At 67.0% G+C, this 18,597-nt stretch carries 16 protein-coding genes and 1 pseudogene; 8 read left to right on the plus strand and 9 right to left on the minus strand.

Annotated elements, in window-relative coordinates; genetic code table 11:
- Positions 1–87 precede the first annotated feature (87 nt).
- On the minus strand, positions 88–1,944 hold the full coding sequence (locus tag ACZY1G_RS16870) for a hypothetical protein (protein ID WP_463823042.1): 1,857 nt from the start codon (positions 1,942–1,944) through the stop codon (positions 88–90).
- 376 nt (positions 1,945–2,320) lie between these two features.
- Between ACZY1G_RS16870 and ACZY1G_RS16875 the strand changes: the two genes are divergently transcribed.
- A complete protein-coding gene (locus ACZY1G_RS16875) occupies positions 2,321–2,743 on the plus strand; it encodes a pyridoxamine 5'-phosphate oxidase family protein (RefSeq protein ID WP_463823043.1) in 423 nt (140 codons plus the stop codon).
- Here ACZY1G_RS16875 and ACZY1G_RS16880 read toward each other — a convergent pair whose 3' ends face one another.
- Both ACZY1G_RS16880 and ACZY1G_RS16885 read right to left on the minus strand, forming a co-directional pair.
- Positions 2,744–4,882, minus strand: a complete 2,139-nt coding sequence (locus ACZY1G_RS16880) for a DNA gyrase subunit A (protein WP_463823044.1) — start codon at positions 4,880–4,882, stop codon at positions 2,744–2,746. It lies immediately after the preceding gene.
- Positions 4,883–4,892: 10 nt separating this feature from the next.
- Positions 4,893–6,926, minus strand: a complete 2,034-nt coding sequence (locus tag ACZY1G_RS16885) for a toprim domain-containing protein (protein ID WP_463823045.1) — start codon at positions 6,924–6,926, stop codon at positions 4,893–4,895.
- 166 nt (positions 6,927–7,092) lie between these two features.
- On the opposite strand from ACZY1G_RS16885, the gene ACZY1G_RS16890 reads away from it, so the two are divergent.
- On the plus strand, positions 7,093–7,305 hold the full coding sequence (locus tag ACZY1G_RS16890; RefSeq protein ID WP_463815954.1) for a hypothetical protein: 213 nt from the start codon (positions 7,093–7,095) through the stop codon (positions 7,303–7,305).
- A gap of 87 nt (positions 7,306–7,392) precedes the next feature.
- A complete protein-coding gene (locus ACZY1G_RS16895) occupies positions 7,393–7,632 on the plus strand; it encodes a hypothetical protein (protein WP_463815955.1) in 240 nt (79 codons plus the stop codon).
- Positions 7,633–7,690: 58 nt separating this feature from the next.
- Here ACZY1G_RS16895 and ACZY1G_RS16900 read toward each other — a convergent pair whose 3' ends face one another.
- The 3 genes from ACZY1G_RS16900 to lpqN form a co-directional block, all read right to left on the minus strand.
- Positions 7,691–8,167 (minus strand): hypothetical protein, encoded by a 477-nt coding sequence (locus tag ACZY1G_RS16900; protein ID WP_463823046.1) that lies wholly within the window; start codon positions 8,165–8,167, stop codon positions 7,691–7,693.
- Between the two features lie 23 nt (positions 8,168–8,190).
- Positions 8,191–8,394 carry a hypothetical protein gene (locus ACZY1G_RS16905; protein WP_463823047.1) on the minus strand — a complete coding sequence of 68 codons (204 nt, stop codon included), beginning with the start codon at positions 8,392–8,394 and terminating at the stop codon, positions 8,191–8,193.
- A 129-nt stretch (positions 8,395–8,523) separates the two neighbouring features.
- Entirely contained in the window at positions 8,524–9,246 is a 723-nt protein-coding gene (gene lpqN / locus ACZY1G_RS16910; RefSeq protein WP_463823048.1) for an envelope biogenesis lipoprotein LpqN, read from the minus strand.
- 168 nt (positions 9,247–9,414) lie between these two features.
- Here lpqN and ACZY1G_RS16915 point away from each other — a divergent pair, with 168 nt between their 5' ends.
- Positions 9,415–10,773, plus strand: a complete 1,359-nt coding sequence (locus ACZY1G_RS16915; protein ID WP_463823049.1) for a neutral zinc metallopeptidase — start codon at positions 9,415–9,417, stop codon at positions 10,771–10,773.
- Between the two features lie 4 nt (positions 10,774–10,777).
- On the opposite strand, the gene ACZY1G_RS16920 is transcribed toward ACZY1G_RS16915, so the two are convergent.
- Positions 10,778–11,068, minus strand: coding sequence for a hypothetical protein (locus ACZY1G_RS16920; RefSeq protein WP_463815959.1), 291 nt, complete (start codon positions 11,066–11,068; stop codon positions 10,778–10,780).
- A gap of 355 nt (positions 11,069–11,423) precedes the next feature.
- On the opposite strand from ACZY1G_RS16920, the gene ACZY1G_RS16925 reads away from it, so the two are divergent.
- Positions 11,424–14,492 carry a BTAD domain-containing putative transcriptional regulator gene (locus ACZY1G_RS16925; RefSeq protein ID WP_463823050.1) on the plus strand — a complete coding sequence of 1,023 codons (3,069 nt, stop codon included), beginning with the start codon at positions 11,424–11,426 and terminating at the stop codon, positions 14,490–14,492.
- Between the two features lie 72 nt (positions 14,493–14,564).
- Positions 14,565–15,299 (plus strand): hypothetical protein, encoded by a 735-nt coding sequence (locus ACZY1G_RS16930; protein ID WP_463823051.1) that lies wholly within the window; start codon positions 14,565–14,567, stop codon positions 15,297–15,299.
- A gap of 14 nt (positions 15,300–15,313) precedes the next feature.
- Here the strand turns inward: ACZY1G_RS16930 and ACZY1G_RS16935 are convergent, their stop codons facing one another.
- A complete protein-coding gene (locus ACZY1G_RS16935; protein WP_463815962.1) occupies positions 15,314–15,673 on the minus strand; it encodes an Rv2640c family ArsR-like transcriptional regulator in 360 nt (119 codons plus the stop codon).
- A gap of 105 nt (positions 15,674–15,778) precedes the next feature.
- Here ACZY1G_RS16935 and ACZY1G_RS16940 point away from each other — a divergent pair, with 105 nt between their 5' ends.
- Positions 15,779–16,165 (plus strand): ArsI/CadI family heavy metal resistance metalloenzyme, encoded by a 387-nt coding sequence (locus tag ACZY1G_RS16940; protein ID WP_463816493.1) that lies wholly within the window; start codon positions 15,779–15,781, stop codon positions 16,163–16,165.
- 10 nt (positions 16,166–16,175) lie between these two features.
- Positions 16,176–17,504 (plus strand): annotated as a pseudogene (gene arsB / locus ACZY1G_RS16945) (ACR3 family arsenite efflux transporter); the annotation flags it as partial.
- A gap of 174 nt (positions 17,505–17,678) precedes the next feature.
- Here the strand turns inward: arsB and ACZY1G_RS16950 are convergent.
- Entirely contained in the window at positions 17,679–18,470 is a 792-nt protein-coding gene (locus tag ACZY1G_RS16950; protein ID WP_463823052.1) for a bestrophin-like domain, read from the minus strand.
- Between the last annotated feature and the right edge of the window lie 127 nt (positions 18,471–18,597).

Genomic DNA, 18,597 nt, shown 5'->3' on the forward strand with positions numbered 1-18,597 from the left:
GGCGCACTCGAACTCGTCGTTGCCGGCGCCGCGGAGTGCTGGTCGAGTCGACAAGGCCTACAGTGCGATTCGGACGCCGACGCCCCGTCAGGCGACGGTCAGCGCCGAGAAGCTGTAGACCAGCGTGTCTTGGGTGGCGGTCCCGAGCTTGACGTATGCGATCCCGTCCGGCGTGAACTCCGAGAGGAAGCTCTGCGAAGTATTGGATCTGCCCGCTGCTTCCAACACCTTCTGCGCGCCCGACGGCGTCAGCGCGTACACGCTTGCGGTAGGGCCGACGTCGTTGTTGATGACATACGCGGTGCCGTCGGGGGCGAACGTGAACACCTGCTGCTCAAGGTCTTCCGTGTAGACGACCGTCAGACTGTTGAACTCGCTGAGCGGGATGACGGTGTTTCCTGCCGAATCGAAGCCCAGAATGCTCTGTGCGCCGTTACTCGCCTGGACACGGAAATAGCCGGTTCCGTCCGGACCGAACTCGACGTACCCCACAGAACCGGGCACTTGTGTCGTCAACGTGTCGGTCGTCAGCGCGAGTACCTGGTTGGCAACGATGAACCCATCAGGCCCGGTGTATCGCAACAGCTGGTACGGGGAGCCGTCGGGGCCGAACACCACAGAGCTCCCGGACGCACCTGCCGGCAGGTCGACTGTCCGAGCGAGCGTGCCGTCGGTGTTCAGCACCGCCACGTGCTCGGTTCCACCCGCGATGTAGTTCACGTAACCCACAGTCGCCGTCGCGGGCGACACCGTGCTCTCGCGGCCCGGCGAGCTCGGCTGCGCCGGGGACCCGGGCAGCGTGACGATGCTGACGGTGCCGTCGGGAGCGACGATCGCCACCGGGGTGGTCGTCGATGACACCGGAAGCGCCAGGGGCGCAAAGACTGTGCCATCCGCGGCGACCTGCATGAGGAAACTGGCGATGCGGCCGTCGATCACGTCCGAGGTGTCTACGGTGGTCGCGGTGATCTTCGAGACGAGCGTCGTCCCGGTGCCGTCGTCGCTCGAGCCAGGGTAGGTGTACGTCTCGAGGTAGACGCCGCCGGGCGTGACCACGGTCCGCCCGGGAAGCCCGTCGACGGACCGCACCGTGCTCGACGTTCCGGTGACGGTGTAGACGCGGGTGCTCTTGCTGCCGAACAGCCCCTTCACCCCGGCGGTGACGTAGACCGTGCCGTCGTCGCCGACGATCGGGTCGCTCGGGTCCGAACCGTAGGGGAGCGTGATGGACTTCGGCGCCCCGGCCGCCGGGATGACCCGCAGTGACGAGAACCCGCCCTGCGTGGAGACCAGGTAAGCGCTCCCGTCGGGCCTGAGTTCGACTGCGGTGTCGTGCGGCAGCACCTGCACGGTGTCGCTCGAGGAGATCCGCACCAACCGGTAGGGACGGGTCGCTCCCGGGAGTCCGAAGGTGGGCACATCGGTGCTGACGTAGAGAGCGCCGTCTGCCCCGATGCGGATCTTCCTGTCCGGCGCGCCCTTGATCATCGCGATCGTGGTGACGGCACCGGAGCTGTCGACCGCGGAGACGGTGGAGCGGCTGCCGCGCTGGTTGGAGGTGATGACGACCAGCGTCCCGTCAGGGCGCGCCGCACCGTAGAAGGGATACCCGGCGATGTCATCGCTGCTCGCGACAACCTGCGCATTGTTGTCGAGGACGAAGACGTGGGTGGTCGACTTGCCTGGCGCGCTCACCTCGCGGGTCACCTGATACGCGGTGCCGTTCGCAGCGACCACGGGGGCCTCGGCTGCCTCCCCGGGAAGCTCGGAGGACCCGACAGCAGCCTGGACGTCGCCGACGTCTCGCCGGGCCGAGCCCAGCATCGTCCACAACAGCGACGAGGCGGCCGGGGCGCCCGGGCTGTTCCCGGGCACCCGGGCTGGCTTCGGCGAGAAGAGGGTTCTCTGTGCGGTGGCGCCCTTGGCCCTCTGCGGGACGGGCACGTCGGTCTCACCGGACGTCTCTGCGGCCCTTGGGTTTCGCGTCGCGCCCGTACGCTGCTTCTTCGGGGAGGCGCCGTCGTCAGAGTCGGTGCTCGCGCGGGCTCTGCCGCGCCAAGGCCTGTCGGCGACCTTGGTGCCGCGGTCAGCCCGGGCGTCGGCGCGCTGCGACGTACCGGCCGATGCGTTCGCCCCGTCCGGCTCGGCTTGCGCCTCTCCAGCCAATCCGACGACCGCCCAACCAATTCCCAATGCAACGGCTAATGCACCCACACGGCCAATATGATCTTCACGCACCATCGCGCACCTCCTGCGGCCCATCCAGCAAACCACGCTGGGAACAAGCTGTGAAGGAAAAGCGACAAGTAATCTCGAGGTCATGCCACGCACACTCACTGACGACGAGATCAAGGCCTTCCTCGACAGCCGCCCCGGGTGGGCGGCGTTGACCACCCTCGACGAGGACGGCTTCCCCCACACGGTGCCGCTGGGCTACTTCCGCATAGGCGACGACGTCGTCATGGGTGTTCGCGACGGCACGCACAAGGTGGCGAACGTGGAACGCGATCCGAAGGTGAGCATCATGCTCGAAGACGGTTCCACCATGTCCGACATCCGCGGCGTCATGATCCAAGGCCACGCCCGCATCGTCCGCGACAGCGAGGAAGCCGTCGAGCTCGCGCGCCACGGCGCCCGCAGACGCGGCGTGCCCGAGGCCGAGTTGCCCACCGAGCCCAGGCCGGGCGCCGCCTACATCTACGTGACGCCCGTGCGGACCCGGTCGTGGCAGTACGGCGACTGATCAGCCTGCCGGTACGACGTCGCTTCCCGAGCCCTTGATCGACGCCTTGACGCGGTTTTCCGCGCGCACCGTCCGCGTGCCCCGCACATAGCCGGTCGGCGAGATCGACGCGGCCAACAGCGCGTCCTCACCCTTGATGAACGGATGGAAGCCGACGCCGGCGCCACCGCGACCCTTGACCGGGATGTCGGCGACTTCGGTGACCTTCCAACTTTTTTCGGCCAACGACAGGATCGCCTCGCCGTTACCGCAAGACACCGGTAGCGCGGCGACCACCTCGTCGCCGTCACCGGACAGTTTCACGCCGGCCACTCCATTGCCTGCCGCTCCCTGCGGGTTGACCGCGGCCGGGTCGATCCGCAGGATCTTGCCGCGCCGCGTCACCAGGGCCAGGTGGTACCCCTCCGGTAGCACTCCCGAGCGCACGAGCCCGGTGATGTCCGGTGCCACCGGGATGTCGCGGATCTTGTAGGGCAGACCGTTCCCGTTGGTGAACTTCACCCGCCCGTCGGTCCACACCGCCCAGCCCAGACCGGACGTGAGAAGCTCGCCGTGGCTGTCGGAGAACACCCCGCGGTCGTCGAGGCGCCACGCGGTGTTGACCTTGCGCTCGCGCGGGCCGTCCTCGTCGCTGCCCGCCGTGACGGGCGTGGCCTCCGCATCGAGCACAGTGCGGCGATCGAATTCCGGCCCCTTGAACAGCTTTGCGGTCTCGACGAGTTCCTGGTCGATCACCTTCCGGCGGGCATCCGGGTCGGTCACCAGTTCGGTCAGCGCCGCGAATTCGGCGTCCAGCTTCTCCGCTTCGGCCCGCAGCTCGATGACGTCGAGCTTGGTCAGGCGTCGAAGCTGCAGTGCCAGAACGTAATCGGCCTGCACGGCGTCGATGCCGAACCGCTCCTGCAACCCCTGGCGCGCTTCGTCGACGGTGTCTGAGCCGCGGATCACCGCGACCGCTGCGTCGATGTCCAGATGGATCGTCATCAGGCCGGCAACCAGATGCCGACGGGCCGTGACCTTCTCCAACCGATACTCGCTGCGGTGCAGCACCACAGAATCCCGCAGCGTCAGGAACGCCGCGATCAGGTCACGGACCGACCACCAGCGGGGCACGCGGTTCTCGTCGAGCGCGACCAGGCTCGCCGCGAACGTCGACTCCAGCGGTGTCAGGGCCAGCAGCTGCGTGCGGATGTCTTCTGCGTTGTGACCGCGCTTGGCGGTGACCACGATGCGCAATCCGTTACGGCGGTCGGTGAGGTCCGACATGTCGGCGACGCCCGACATCTCGCCGGATTCGACCAGCGCCCGGATCCGTTCCTGCACAGTGTTGCTCGCGACCCCGGGCGGCAGCTCGGTGATGATGCAGTTCTTCCCGTCGACGTGGATCGTGCCGCGGACCGTGAACGCGCCCCTGCCGGTGGTGATGTACTCCCGGAGGCCGTTCGTACCGACGACGGTGGCGCCGCACCCCCAATCGGGGCCGGGGATGAGTTTGACCAGCCTGTCGTCGGTCATGTTGGGGGTCTTCAACAGTGCCCGGCAGGCGGCCATCACCTCGCGGGGATTGTGCGCCGGGACCTTGGTGGCCCATCCCTCAGCGATGCCGACGGCACCGTTGCACAGCAGCACCGGCCACTGCGCCGGCAGCATCGTCGGCTCGGTCCATTCACCGTCGAAGGTGGGCACCATCGGCACGGCGTGGTCGTCGAGTTCGGCGGTCAGCGCCGCTCCCGGCGCCGACAGCCGCATCTCGGTGTACCGGTCGGCAGCGGGGATGTCACCCTGGATGCGGGGGAATGCGCCTTGCCCGTCAATGACTTTCACGCGCTGGAACTCGGCCGCCATCAGTGCCGCCGCCCCGTACATCGACGCGCCGCCGTGGGGGTGCAGGTTGCCGGTGACCGCCGAGCAGACCTTCGACGACTTCTGCGGCTTGTTGCCGGGGAGCAGCCGTGAATCGTGCATCTGGTAGAGGAGACGCCGCTGGCCCGGCTTGAGGCCGTCGAACGCCGACGGGATGGCGCGGTCGCTGACGCTGTAGAGCGCGAAGGTCAGCTGGTAGTGATTCCAGTAGTCGTCGGCGCTCTGATCGAGCACCAGGTCGGGATTCTGTTCGGGGATGTCCAGGATGGCAGACACTTCAGTACTCCTAGTCGAGGTCCAACGCGGAGGTGTCGACGCGGGCGGCGATCTCGGCCATCCATGTGCGGCGTCCCTCGGGCGGCCCACCGAACAACGTGTGGTGCAGCTTCGCCTCGTCATGGTCGGGATGGACGCGGATCACCGTGCGCCGCTGGGGATCCAGCACGGTGTTCCAGAAGTCGTCGGCGTCCATCTCACCGAGACCCTTGTTGCGTTGCACTTCGACCCGCTTCTTGGAGGTGGCCTTCAGCTGCGCCACAGCCGTGTCGCGCTCGGATTCGTCCTGACAGTAGATCCGCTCGTCACCGTTCTTCACCACGAACAACGGCGGCAACGTCACGTAGACCATGCCGGCTTCGACGAGTGGACGGTAGAAATCCAGGAACATCGAGATCAGGCTCGAGTTGATGTTGCCGCCGTCGGGATCGGCATCGGACGCGAACAGGATCCGGTCGTACCGGCACTGCTCGGGATCGCAGCTGTCACGCACGCCGCAGCCGAGAATCCGTTCGATCGAATCGAATTCGTCCTTGGCGCGTGCCTTGCTCAGCGCGAAGCCGTAGACATTGGGCGGCTTGCCCTTCAGTGGGAAGGCCGCCTGGAACGTCGCATCGCGCGCGGCTTTGATGGTGCCCAGCGCCGAGTCACCCTCGCAGAGGAACAGCTCGGCTCCTGAGCCGCGGCCGGTCTCCCTGCTGGGGAGCAGTTTCGGCGGCAGCGACAGATTGGTGCCCAACCCTTTGGCTTTCGACGCCGCCCGCGAGCGCGCCTTGGCGCCCTCCGCGCTCCGCCGGGCCCGGGCGAATTCGAGCGCCAGCTTGGTCCACAGCGACACCGCCTCACCGTTGGCGGGGTTGGCCGCCCAGATCGTCACGCTGCGAGCGACATCCGGCGCCATCGCCACGTTCAGCGAGCGCGACGAAACCGCCGTCTTGGCTTGGGAATCCCACGACACGTCAGGTGCACGGGTGTCCACCGCCAGGGCGGTGACCGCCGCGAAATCCTGTGCCTCAGGGCCTTCTTCGCCCTTGGCGAGACCCAGGTCGCGGATGCGCGACGCCCGGTCGGCCAGGGCTTCCGAGAGACCCTTCATCGCCGCGGTCAGATGCGATCCACCACCGGGTGTGCGTACGGTGTTGCAGAACGCGGCCACGGTCGCCGGCTCCGCCGGACCCGCCGTCAGTGACCAGCGAAACGGTGTCGGGCCGCGTCCGGTGGTGTACTCGCCGCGGCCTTCCACGGCTGCCCGGACAACCGGGGCGGGGGAGCCGGCAGCGGTGCACATGAGGTCGAGCAGGGTGTCGGTGCCCCAGGGGCCGTCGAACGGCTCGAGCAGCGCCGGAGGCACCTCGTCACCGGGCCAGCCCTCGTCGACGACGGACAGGTGCACGCCGGGGGACATGCGCGCCGCCGCGTGCGCCCGCAGCAGTACCTCGCCGATGTCCATCGTGGAATCGGGCACGACGGTCGGGTCGAACAGGATGCGCACGGTTGTGCCGTGCGCGTTGGGCTTCCGGTTGCCGACGCCCTGGAGTTTCCGGGTGTCGGCGCGGGTGAAGGGCGCGTGGGGATCGAAATCCTGGCCGTCGAACACGCCGGGGTAACCGCCGCCGAAGCTCTGCAGATAGGTCTTCCCGCCGCGGCGGACCGTGACATCGGTCCGGGCGGAGATGAAAACTGCTGCTGCAGCCCCGATTCCGTTCAGGCCGGCGCCGGTGCTCGTGGCGTCGACATGCGCGGAGAACTTTCCGCCGGCGCGGGCAGTGCCCAGGGTCTTGACGATGCCGTTCTTACCGGTGGCCGGGTCGGTGTCGACCGGCAGTCCGCGCCCGTCATCGGCGACACTGACCGACCCGTCGGTATGCAGGGTGATCGTGACGGTCGACCCGCCGTGGCTGGGATCGGCCACCTCTTCCACCGCGTTGTCGATCAGCTCACGCAACGCGGTGTTCAGGATGTCCAGACCGAGGTTGACCGCCGGCCGCAGGCGGGTGTGCTGGACATCGTCGAGCTCGGTGATGTCAGCGGCGGTGTAACTCACGTCTCGTCCTTTCCATGGGGAGGGCGCCGATCGGTGGAATGGTAGACGGCGGATCCGACTTCCTCGTGGATCTGCAGCTCAGCCGCCGGGTTGTGGCGGTGATCAGGAGATGACGGCCCAGTGTGGGCGGTCGAACGATGCTCGACCAGTCTGACACCATGGCGCGATGCGCGCCTTCCTGTCCCGCTTGCGACGGCGCAGCAAGAACAAGCGCAGGAAGGAGCGATTCGACCGCATCCTGGTCAAAGGTGACCGGTGGGTTCCGGCGCATGCCCAACTCCTGGGGACCGAGCCCATCTCCCGCACGCTGCCGCGAGTCTTCCCGTCCGATCACTTCGGTCTTCTGTGTCAGGTGATTCACGCCGCGCGCAGCGAATGACGAGCCGTCGTTGCGGCTGGATGAACTCTGCGAAAACTCCGCCGTCCAGCGCCGCCTCGTCGGATGTGGCCCTCTACGCTGGCGTCAATGGCTACCCCTTTGCCGACCAACGACGAGTTGCGCGTCAACTTCCAGGTCCTGCTGAACAGCGCCCTCACCCATGGACGGGCGGCGGCGCGCGATTGCGGGCTGGGCCCGGCCACCATCGCCGCGGTCAACGCCATCGCCTACGACCACCCGGACGCCGAAGCGGATGCGATCGCCGCTGCCTACGACGCCTTCGGCGCTGAGCATGGGGGAGCGCAACAGACCAGCAGGTCGGCATAGCGGTCAGCCCTCTCGCGACCTGGCTCCAATTACCCTGTTGGACAACAGACTTCGACACTCAGGCGAGAGCGGGGACCTCGGCTGCGTTCTCTGTGGCTGTCTTGTTCGCCTGCAGGCACGCCCACGACATCGTGAACAGGAAGATGCAGTAGGTGGTCAGCGCCAACCAGAACACCAACACCCCGTTCCATGCGAACGGACCACTGTGGAAGAAGAACGCGAAGATGTCGGGGATGAACGACACGGCGACGAAGAAGTTGACGTAGCCGACCCAGCGCGGGAACACCGTCTGGCCACTCAGCACGGCGATGCCGATGGACGCGTTCTGCAGGCAGAACAGCATGATGGCCGGAAACAGGATGAGCCAGCCCATGTCGTGCAGGAGCAGCACCGTGTCATCGGAGCGGTCGGTGCGGAACGTGGCCATGGCCCACAACAACATCGGCAACAGGTTGAGCAGAAGTGTGGCGGTCCCGGTGGCCAGCTGGGTCAACGCCAGCACTGGGCGCCGCCCCTCGATTCGCAGAAGATGCATGCTGATCGTGGCGACCAGTGGTGCTACAAGACGATGCCCAGGGACGCGAGGACGAAGCCTGCACCGGTCAGGGTGGGGTGCTCGAGGTAGAAGGCACGCACCTCGGACATCGGTGCACCCGGGCCCAGCGGTAGGGGCAGCATCCCGGCGATCAGCCAACCCGCGAGGGTCACCACGACAGCCGCCGGCCCACCGAGTGCACACAGCGTCAGCACACGAGGATTCACGATTCCCTACTTTCCCGACGCGCGCGCAGTGAGTGCGTGCACGTTTTTAATCTCGATTAACTGGGAAGGTAGTTGTTCGCAGGCGTTGTGGTCAAGATGTGCCCCTCCCGCTGGAGGGGCGACGCGCCGTCAGCCGATCGTGGTGTCGCTGTCGATCTTGTCGGTGGCCGCGCTGATCACGTCGCCGGCCGCCTGTGGGCCGTCGACGTTGAGTTGCAGGACGTAGAGTCCGTCGGACGCCGGGATCACCACCGTCTTCTGAGCGATGACGCGCGTCTGGCCATCTCGGGTGTAGCTACCGCCGAGCACGTAGGCCGGATAGTCCCCGAGGGTGCTCTCCGAACCGGGGTTCCCCGGCTGGTAGTCGGGGAGGTTGTTGAGCTCGCCCGGTGCCAGCGAGATGATCTGCTGAGGGTCGACGTCACCGGTCAGTTTGGACATCAGCGCGATGATGTTGGGCTGATCTTCGACGAACTCGGGGCCGTTGTAGACGATCGCTCCATAGGCGTAATCGGGCGTCTGCTCGGGCGGCACGACCTCCCAGCCGTCGGGCACAGGGAGGTTGACCGGGGGGGCGCTCGGATCGCCCATCTTGATCCCGGCCTCCTGGATGTTGTTCTGCGCGATGTAGTCCGCGATGGTCGGATTGGGACCCGCAGCCTCGGCCTGCGTGGTGGGCGGCACCGTCGGCGCCGCCTTCTTGCTCGTCGGTGAGCTGCTCGATGCGGCACTGGTGGCGCTGCTCGAACTGCTCGACGACGCTGCCGGCTTCGAATCCGAGCCGCATCCGCTGAGGACGATGGCAAGAGCCGTGGCCGTCGCCGCCACGCCCGTCAGTGTCGAAGCTCTCATAGTCCACTCCTCGTCAATTTCGCCGATGCACGTTCTGCTGCGGCCACAGTGGCCGTCAGCAAATTAGAGGCAGGCGATTGGAACTTTGTTGGAACGGTCCGCAGCGGTTGGCCGACCGTCGCGCAGCGGTCCAATCGAATTCCAACACCGCCCGTTACGGTCCCGGCCATGATCAAGACTGCTGTCCTCATCAGCGTGGCGTCGGTGCTGGTTGCCTGTGGCGGTCCCGCGAAGACCACGGAGTCCAGCTCGTCACAGGCCAGCCCGCCTGCCCCCGAGGTGACGATCGAGGGCGACGCGGGCACGCCCGTCAACAAGCTGGCCGTCGAGGCGATCGGTGACCTCGAAAAGTACTGGACCACTGAGTATCCGGAGCTCTACGGCAAGGACTTCCCGCCGATCTCGGGCAAGCTCTGGGCATTGACACCCGACTCGCAGGCCGGGCCTGCCTGTGCCTCCGGGTACAGCGACGTCGCCGGCAACGCGTTCTTCTGCAAGATCGACGACTCGGTGGCGTGGGACGCTTCCGGATTGCTGCCCGAACTCCAGGAGAAATACGGCGATTTCGTCATCCCCATCGTGTTGGCCCACGAATTCGGGCACGCCGTACAGCAACGCTCGGGGTTCTTCGACCAGAACACCCTCACCGTGAGCTCCGAGCTGCAGGCGGACTGCTTCGCGGGGGCCTGGGCCCGCCACGCCCAGGACGAGAAAGTCTTCGAGGTCGACAGCAACGCGCTGGACACGGCCCTTGCCGGGATCCTGGATCTGCGCGACACCCCCGGCACCGAAGCCACGGACGACTCTGCCCACGGCAGCGGCTTCGACCGGGTGAGCGCTTTCCAGGACGGATACGACAGCGGCGCCTCCCAATGCAAGGGCTACCGCGACGGCCAGCCCGGCGTGTTGGAGTTGCCCTTCAACGATGCCGAGGATGCCGCCAACGAGGGCAATGCGCCCTACGACTCGATCATCAACGGGGTCCCGTACGACCTCGAGGACTACTGGACGCAGGTCTATCCCGAGCTGACCGACGGGACGCCGTGGACACCGCTGAAAGGTATTGCGCCGTTCGGGCCCTCGGATGCTCCGGACTGCGGCGGGCAGTCCACCTTCGGCTACGTGTTGTTCTACTGCGTACCCGAAGACTACGTGGGATGGGACAACGTGGACGCGATGCCCGAGATCTACAACCGCGGTGGGGACTACGCGGTCGCGACGCTGCTGGCCACCCAGTTCGGACTGGCCGCGTTGTCGAGGCTGGGCGACGAATCCGACGAGAAGACCTCGACGGCACGCGGTGACTGCCTCGCCGGTGCCTACACCGCGAGTGTGATCCTCTACAACCGCTCGGCCACCAGCAGCTATCACATCTCGCCGGGTGACCTCGACGAGGGCATTAAGGCCCTCCTGCTGTTCCGCGGCTCCGGTGACGTGGAGCGTCAGGGATCCGGGTTCGACCGCACCCGCGCCTTCCGCACAGGCGTGGTCGACGGGGCACCGGCCTGCCTCGACTACACGGTCTGAGCACTCAGGCATAGCCGGCGTAGTCGATCGCCGCGTGGACGAGTAGCCACAGCGGCCACGAGTCCGTGCAGCCGCGGTGTTCCTCGACCTGACGCAGATGTCGTCGGAGTATGCGGGCCAACTCCCGCGGCTCCACCGACGTCACGATCAGCCGGCCGCGGGCCATCGACAGGCGCCGGCCCTGTGCATCGAACGCCTGAGCCTCATCGGCCCACGCCCCGGCGACGTCGGCCAGGGTGCGGTAGAACGCGCAACCCGCTGCCGTGGCGATGACGAACGGAGCGGTCGGGTGCACCGTCGGCGCTGTCCGTCGCGTGCCGTGTCAGCTCGCCGCTGGCGAACTCGCGCGGGCTGTCGCCGGGCGCGATGCCGCTACCGGGAAGCCGGTGGAACACCGTGCCGGTGACGATGTATCCGTCGAGCTGCTCAACCCGGTTTCCTGTGTGACGGCCATGGCGTCTCTCCTGCGGTCTTCGGCGAGGACGTGTCCATCGAGCACGCTAGAACCGGGCTGTTGGAACTCGGTTGGAGCTCGCTTGCTGTGACCGGGATGCATGGATTTGAGCCGTATGCGTGGCCAAATGTGACGCCAGACGTAAGAATATCCGGCAAACAACCACGCGAAGGCGGTCAATGCCGTGGAGTACCGGATGCTCGGTCCGTTGTCGATACTCGACAACGGACGAGCCGTCCCACTGGGCGGGTTGCGGCAGCGGACCGTTCTGGCGGCCCTACTGATCGCCGACGGCCGCCCCGTGACCGCCGACGCACTGATCGACCAGGTCTGGGGTGCCGAACCACCGCCCAAGCCGCTGGCCTCCCTGCGCTCGTATCTGACCAACCTCCGGCGCATCGTCGGTGAGGACACGCTGCACAGGAACGCGCACGGATACGTCCTGAACACCGAGTGCGACATCGTCGACGCGCGAGAGTTCGCCCAGCTGATGCACCGAGGCCGCCGACTTCTGCAGGCAGGCCAGGCCGGGGCGGCCCGGGCGGATCTGTCCGAGGGCCTGGCGCTGTGGCGTGGGGAGCCCTTCGGCGAGTTCGGTCACCTGGAGTTCGTCATGCCGGAGGTGCACCGACTCGAGGCGCTGCGGGTCGACGGGCTCGAAGCGTACTTCGATGCGGCTCTGCAATTGGGGGAGTCCGCCTCGCTGGTCGACGGCATCGAATCGGAGGTCGCCGCCAATCCGCTGCGCGAGGCACTGTGGGGCTGCTTGATGGTGGCGTTGCACCGTAGTGGCCGCCGCACCGATGCCCTCCGGGCGTACGACCGCGCGCGGGTGGTCCTGCACGAGGAAATCGGCGTCGCCCCCGGTGTGGAACTGGAACGTCTCGCCACCGAGATCCGCACGGAAGCCACGATCCTGGACTGGCGTCCGCCGGCCACCGTCGCCGCACGAGACGAGGTGGTGGCGCACAGACCCACCGATATGCACGGTCGCGGAGGCGAGATCCAACGCCTGCATGCGATGCTCTCGGCCGCCGCGGGCGGACGAGGTGGCGTGATCGTGATCCGTGGAGACAGCGGGATGGGCAAGACCATGTTGGCGCAACGGGTGGTCGAGACTGGTCGAGAGTCGGGGATGGCGACGGCGTGGGCCGGGCACGCGGCCGATCTGCACCGCCCTCCGTCATGGGCGTGGGCGCACGCGGTTCGCGGTATCGCCGGGCATATACGTCTGCGCGGCAACCACTTTCACACCCCGCTGCCGCAGTGGTGGAGTGCCACCGTCGACGGTGTGACCGATGACGAGCGAGAGCGGGAATTCGCCGCGATCGAGGCGACGGTCATCGCTCTCGGCGACCTGGTGGCGCTTCGTCCCGCCGTCGTCGTGCTCGACGATCTGCAACGTGCGGACCGCTTCACCCGCCGGGTGCTCGAACATCTCACGTCGGCGGCCCGTTGCATGCCGCTGCTGGTGGTCGCCACGTGGCAGGACGGCGGCGCCGACGGGGTCGAAACGGCGCGGGAATTCGACCGGTTCGCCGACCGCACCGATGTCGACGTCCTGAGGCTCACGGGTATCGATGCCGACGCCGTCGGCGGCTTGATCGCCGACATCGCCGGCGCACGGCCGTGCCCCGAATTCGTCGCCGGTATGCACCATCGCACCGGCGGAAACCCCTTCTACGTCACTGAATTGGTGCGTTTGCTCGTCGACCAGGGGCGGGCCGCAGAGCTGCAGGCACCACTCGGCAATGACGCCGACGTACCGGAGGCGGTGAGCGGGGTCATCCGGCGACGCATGGCGAATCTGCCCGAAGCCACCCGAACCCTGTTGCGCCTCGCGGCCGTCGCGGGCGCCGAATTCCCGGTGTCCCGGCTCGCCGAGGTGGCCGGATTGTTGATCGCCGAGACGGCCGAGACCCTCGCGCCGGCCACCGACGCCGGACTGATCGTCGCGACTGTCCAGCGCCACAACGCCTTCAGCTTCGGGCACGGACTCGTGCGGGATGCCGTCGCTGCGGAGACGACGGGACTCGACCGCGCCGCGCTGCACGCCGCCCTTGCCCGCACCTATGCCGACGACGACGGTCCGGCGGTGTCCCAGGATGCGATCGACGGTGCCCAGCACGCGTGGAACGCCGGGTTGGCCCTCGACGCGGACACCACGCTGCTGCTGATCGACCGGGCACGCACCGATGCATGGGCGCGCAGCTCCTATCGCGAAGTCGCCGAACTGGATCGTCGGGCGCTCGAAGCCTGCGCACGATTGCCCGCCGACAGTGGTCGCTTCGATCGCGAAGTGGACCTACGGCTGCAACTGGCATCGGTGGAAGCCGTTGTCACCGGACAGAGTTCGGCGCGTGTGCTCGCGGATCTGCGCGACTCGTCGCGACCGCAGCACGACTCCGTCGAAGCGACCACGGCCGTGGCCATGGGGTGTCTGGAGGCGTGCGGGATGGCGCGTTACCACGACGCCGCGAGCCTCTCGGACGGCCTCGTCGATTTCTTCCGCGTGACCTCCGACCCGATATCGGGCGCCGCCGGCTACTACATGCGCGCGCTGACCCAGTTCATGCGCGGCTCACTGGATCTCGCGCTCGCCTCGGTACAGGACCTGCGAGTCGAGGTCCCCTCGGTGGATTGGCAGACGTACGGGGCACTCGCCTCGTTCGAGATCCTCGCCTACGCCGTCGCAGCGCACGCGCACGCGTTGCGTGGAGAGCTCGACAACGCTCACGCCGCCCTGACCGAGGGGCTGGCACAGGGGAACGAGCGCGGCGACGCATTCGGCGTCGCGGTGCTGCGGACCTCGGCCGTCCAGCTCAGCGCGATGGTGGGGGAGCCGGCGGGCGTGGCGCAGCACGCCGCCGCCGTGGTGAGCCTCCTGGTCGAGCTCGGTATCGAGCAGTTCGTCGGGGGCGCGCGTCTCATCCACGGCTGGGCCTGCGCGGTGGGGCCTGACCGGGTGGACACCGTCGACGACATGCATTCGGCGCTGAACCTCCATGAGCAGGGTGGCCGCCGGATCTTCTCGCCCCTGTACTACGGGCTGCTCGCCGATGCGACGGAGGTGCACCGCGGCCCGGCCGAAGCGCTGGCCTGTGTCAACCACGCCGAGTCCATCGCGGCCGCCACCGGGGAACGGGTGTGGGACGCGCAGTTGTCGGCGCGTCGGCTGCGCCTGGCAGCCCAGCGGATGCGGGGAGCCAGCACCCCGGACAGTCGCGGTGGCCACTTGTCCGGGGTGGAGGCGACACACTCCTGAGCATCTGTGATCTTGATCTGTCGCGTGTCGGACCGAAGTTTCGTAATGTCATGCGGTCTCTGAAGTGTCTGCATGAGCCGGGAGTGTCTGATGCGTGCGGTGTTGACTTTGCCGATCTCTCCGGCGTTGGACGTGGACGAGCTTCGGGCAGCGCTGGCGCCGACCACCTGGCTGCCCGCGGCTGACCCGACAGAGCCGTGGATGACGGCCCGTGTGGAAGCGCTGGTGCAGGAATTCCCCGAAAGCTTGCGTATCCAGTTGCAGCAGGCCGGGCTGATCTACATCCAGGTCGGACTGACCGTAGAGGGATTGGTCAGCCTGGAGCGCCATGGCGCGGTCATGATCCGAGTGGTTCATGACGGTGACGACGTGTCCGCGATCAAGGATGCCGTCGACACACTGGCCCGCCACCTGCCCGACGCGCTCAAACGGGCGACCGGCAACGACGATCTCGGTCTGGAGAAGGAGATCGAGATCCGCCAACGCCACGGCGGTGTCGCCGTGGCCAAGGGTGAGATCATCACCTCGCACAGGCTGCGCTTCCCGAAGTACGTGCGTACAGAGCGGCCTCGCGAGTTCGCGCTGATCTGCGTGCTTGCGGGGCTACTGGCGACGACGTTCCTGACGTCGCTGTGGCTGGCCCACCTTCACCCGATCGCGCTGAGTTGGCCCGATGTGATCCGCGGCCACGGCGATCGGATTTCGTCTGCTCTGGTCGTGGCGTTGTTGACCATCCTGATCAACCTGCTCTTCGAATACCGCGACTGGCGATCGGAAACCACCGAGGTGCGTTGGCTTTTCGGGTGAGTGCGCGGTAGCGGCTAGCGGCAGCAGTTCGGGTCCAGCACCGCGCACAGAGCGCCGAGTGCGTCGGGCGCGACACGATGGAAGACGTTCATCCCACGGCGATCCGACGCCACGAAGCCGGCGCGCCGCAGTTGTGAGAGATGGTGACTGACGGTCGACTCGGTCAACCCCAGTGCAGCCGCCAGCGCGCCGCTGTTCTCCTCACCGGTCGACGAGCTGAACAGCATCGACATGATCTTCACCCGAGCGGGATCTGCCAGGGCTTTCAGGCGCAGCGCCACCTGAAGCGCATCGGCGTCACTCATCGGGCCCGAGGCCACCGGCGCGCAACACACCGGGCCGGACATGTCGATGGTGGGCAAACTCTTCGGCACACACCCATAGTGCCACCATCTTGACATTCATCACAAAGGTGGCATTGTGGCCGTCGTCAACACTTCGACATACGTCGTACAGGTAGGGAGGCAGGTATGTCCTCGATGTCCCGCATCCAGCTCGCACTCAACGTCGACGACCTCGACGAGGCCATCGCGTTCTACTCCGCGCTCTTCAACACAGCCCCGACCAAGGTCAAACCGGGTTACGCCAACTTCGCCGTCGCCGATCCGCCGGTGAAGCTCGTGCTGCTCGAGAACTCCGGCCACGGCGGCACGATCAATCACCTTGGCATCGAAGTGGATTCGAGCGACACCGTGCACAGCGAGATCGCCCGCCTCGCTGGCGAGGGACTGTTCACCGAGGAAGAGATCAACACGACCTGTTGCTTCGCCACCCAGGACAAGGTGTGGGTGAGCGGTCCCGCCGGGGAACGCTGGGAGGTTTACACCGTGCTCGCGGACTCGGACACCTTCGGCGCTCGCTGCTGATGGCCCGCTCATGATGGCCGAAGCCGGCGTCGTCGACAAGCTCTCGTTTCTCGACAGGTTCCTGCCGCTGTGGATCGGCATCGCCATGGCCTCCGGGCTCCTGCTCGGCCGCCTGGTGCCCGGACTGGACGGGGCCCTCAACGGCATTGCGGTCGACGGCATCTCGCTGCCGATCGCCATCGGGCTCCTGATCATGATGTATCCGGTGCTCGCCAAGGTGCGCTACGACCGACTCGACACCGTGACCGGCGACCACCGGCTGCTCGTCAGTTCTCTTGTGCTGAACTGGGTTATCGGGCCCGCGCTGATGTTCACGCTGGCCTGGCTGCTGCTGCCCGACCTCCCGGAATACCGCACCGGTCTCATCATCGTGGGTCTGGCTCGGTGTATCGCGATGGTGATCATCTGGAACGACCTCGCCTGCGGGGACCGGGAAGCAGCCGCCGTCCTGGTGGCCGTGAACTCCGTCTTCCAGGTCCTCATGTTCGCCGCACTGGGATGGTTCTATCTCTCGGTCCTGCCCGGCTGGCTCGGCTTGGCGCAGGCGAGCATCGACACCTCGCCGTGGCAGATCGCCAAATCCGTCGCCATCTTTCTCGGCATCCCACTACTGGCCGGCTATCTCTCGCGACGACTGGGGGAGCGGGCGAGGGGGCGTGACTGGTACGAGCGAATCTTCCTGCCCAGAGTCGGACCCTGGGCGCTGTACGGGCTGCTGTTCACGATCGTCGTCCTGTTCGCGTTGCAGGGCGATCAGATCACCAGCCGGCCCCTCGACGTCGTTCGCATCGCACTGCCGCTGCTGGCCTACTTCGCGATCATGTGGGGCGGTGGATATCTCATCGGCGCCGCACTGGGGCTGGGGTACGAGCGCACGACCACGCTGGCATTCACCGCGGCTGGCAACAACTTCGAACTTGCGATCGCGGTCGCCATCGCGACCTTCGGTGCCACCTCGGGGCAGGCCCTCGCCGGTGTGGTCGGGCCGCTCATCGAGGTTCCCGTGCTCGTCGGTCTCGTCTTCGTGTCACTGGCACTGCGCCGGCGTTTCGCCGCGGCCCGACCCGAGACGACACCGGCGTGACGGAGGCGAGGACTCCGTCGGTGGTGTTCGTGTGCGTGAAGAACGCCGGCAAGTCACAGATGGCTGCGGCCCTGATGCGTCAACTCGTGGGCGATTCCGCCATCGTCCACTCCGCCGGAACGCGACCGGGCGAGTGCGTCAACGCCGTATCGGCTCGATCCCTGACCGAAGTGGGCATCGACATCAGCACTGAGACGCCGAAGCCGCTCGACGGCAGCATCATTCGCGACGCGGATGTCGTCGTCACGCTCGGCCGCGAAGCGCGCGTGGATGAAGTTGCAGGCCCTCGCTTCGAGACCTGGGACACCGTCGAACCTTCAGAGATCGGCATCGACGGGGTCGAGCGGATGCGGCTCATCCGAGACGACATCGCACGACGGGTTCGCGCACTCGCCGACGACCTGGGTGTACAGCCGAGAGGATCGGGCGCTACCGGGCCTCCTCCAGAATTTGGATGACCTGCTGCAGCGGGTCCGGCACCGTGGACACGGCCCCGACGTAGGGGTGCGACAGTTCGACCACGAGGAACAACTGCGCCCCGACGAGGGTGCCGATGATGGCGACCATCGCGTAGTGGTTGGCCGGTTTCTCGACCCCGTAGATGATCGCGCACCCCAGCAGCAGGCCGCTGGTGACGAAGATGACCGCCCACAGCGACCAGGGTGGCCCGGTATCGGTGCGCGCCTGCAGCACACGCTCCGTCCTGGCCTTGCTCATGTCGTTGAGGTTGCCGAAAGACGTTGACAGCAGAGTTTTTTGCGCATCGGTCCGGGCTGCCACGCCCTCGTAGGCCGCATAGAGTCGGTTCAGTGCCTGGTCAGCCTCGGGATAGAAGCGTCCGGCGTTGGACTCGTCCCACTCTGTCAGCGCGGCCCGCTCGTAGGCGAGCAGGCTCTCACGTGTCCGGCCGCGGTCCGGCTCGTCGAACACACCGGAGTCACGCGCCAGCTGGGCGCCGGCCGCCCCTTCGGTGCGCACCACCGAGTCCGCGTGACTGATCTGCCCCCACATGGCCGAGACGACGAATCCGATGAAGAACGCGAAGACGAACCCGACGACACCGAACGCGAATTTCGTCACGTCGTTGTGCTCTTCGTCGCGAGCGCCGGGGAAGCGGCGCCGCACCAGCGTCTGGATGACGACGGCGAGTCCCGCCGTCGCGGCCACGATCAGGATCAGCAACAACCATGGCGGCACATGGGTCACCAGCCATTGACTCAACTCTGCCCCCTCGCGACCCGCCCGACCCCGGCCGCTGCTGACTCTAAACGGGCGGTCGCGTCCGCGGCGCACAAGTGGCCGAACTGTCCACCGAAAGGGCTAGGGGCGGAGACACCTGCGGGCTTAT

This window comes from Mycobacterium sp. IDUB_5 (genome assembly GCF_055419565.1).

Coding starts and splice junctions, on each gene's coding strand:
- ACZY1G_RS16875 (WP_463823043.1), top strand. CDS start 2,321: ATGCCACGCACACTCACTGACGACGAGATCAAGGCCTTCCTCGACAGC.
- ACZY1G_RS16890 (WP_463815954.1), top strand. CDS start 7,093: ATGCGCGCCTTCCTGTCCCGCTTGCGACGGCGCAGCAAGAACAAGCGC.
- ACZY1G_RS16895 (WP_463815955.1), top strand. CDS start 7,393: ATGGCTACCCCTTTGCCGACCAACGACGAGTTGCGCGTCAACTTCCAG.
- ACZY1G_RS16900 (WP_463823046.1), bottom strand. CDS start 8,167: ATGCATCTTCTGCGAATCGAGGGGCGGCGCCCAGTGCTGGCGTTGACC.
- lpqN (WP_463823048.1), bottom strand. CDS start 9,246: ATGAGAGCTTCGACACTGACGGGCGTGGCGGCGACGGCCACGGCTCTT.
- ACZY1G_RS16915 (WP_463823049.1), top strand. CDS start 9,415: ATGATCAAGACTGCTGTCCTCATCAGCGTGGCGTCGGTGCTGGTTGCC.
- ACZY1G_RS16925 (WP_463823050.1), top strand. CDS start 11,424: ATGCTCGGTCCGTTGTCGATACTCGACAACGGACGAGCCGTCCCACTG.
- ACZY1G_RS16930 (WP_463823051.1), top strand. CDS start 14,565: ATGAGCCGGGAGTGTCTGATGCGTGCGGTGTTGACTTTGCCGATCTCT.
- ACZY1G_RS16940 (WP_463816493.1), top strand. CDS start 15,779: ATGTCCCGCATCCAGCTCGCACTCAACGTCGACGACCTCGACGAGGCC.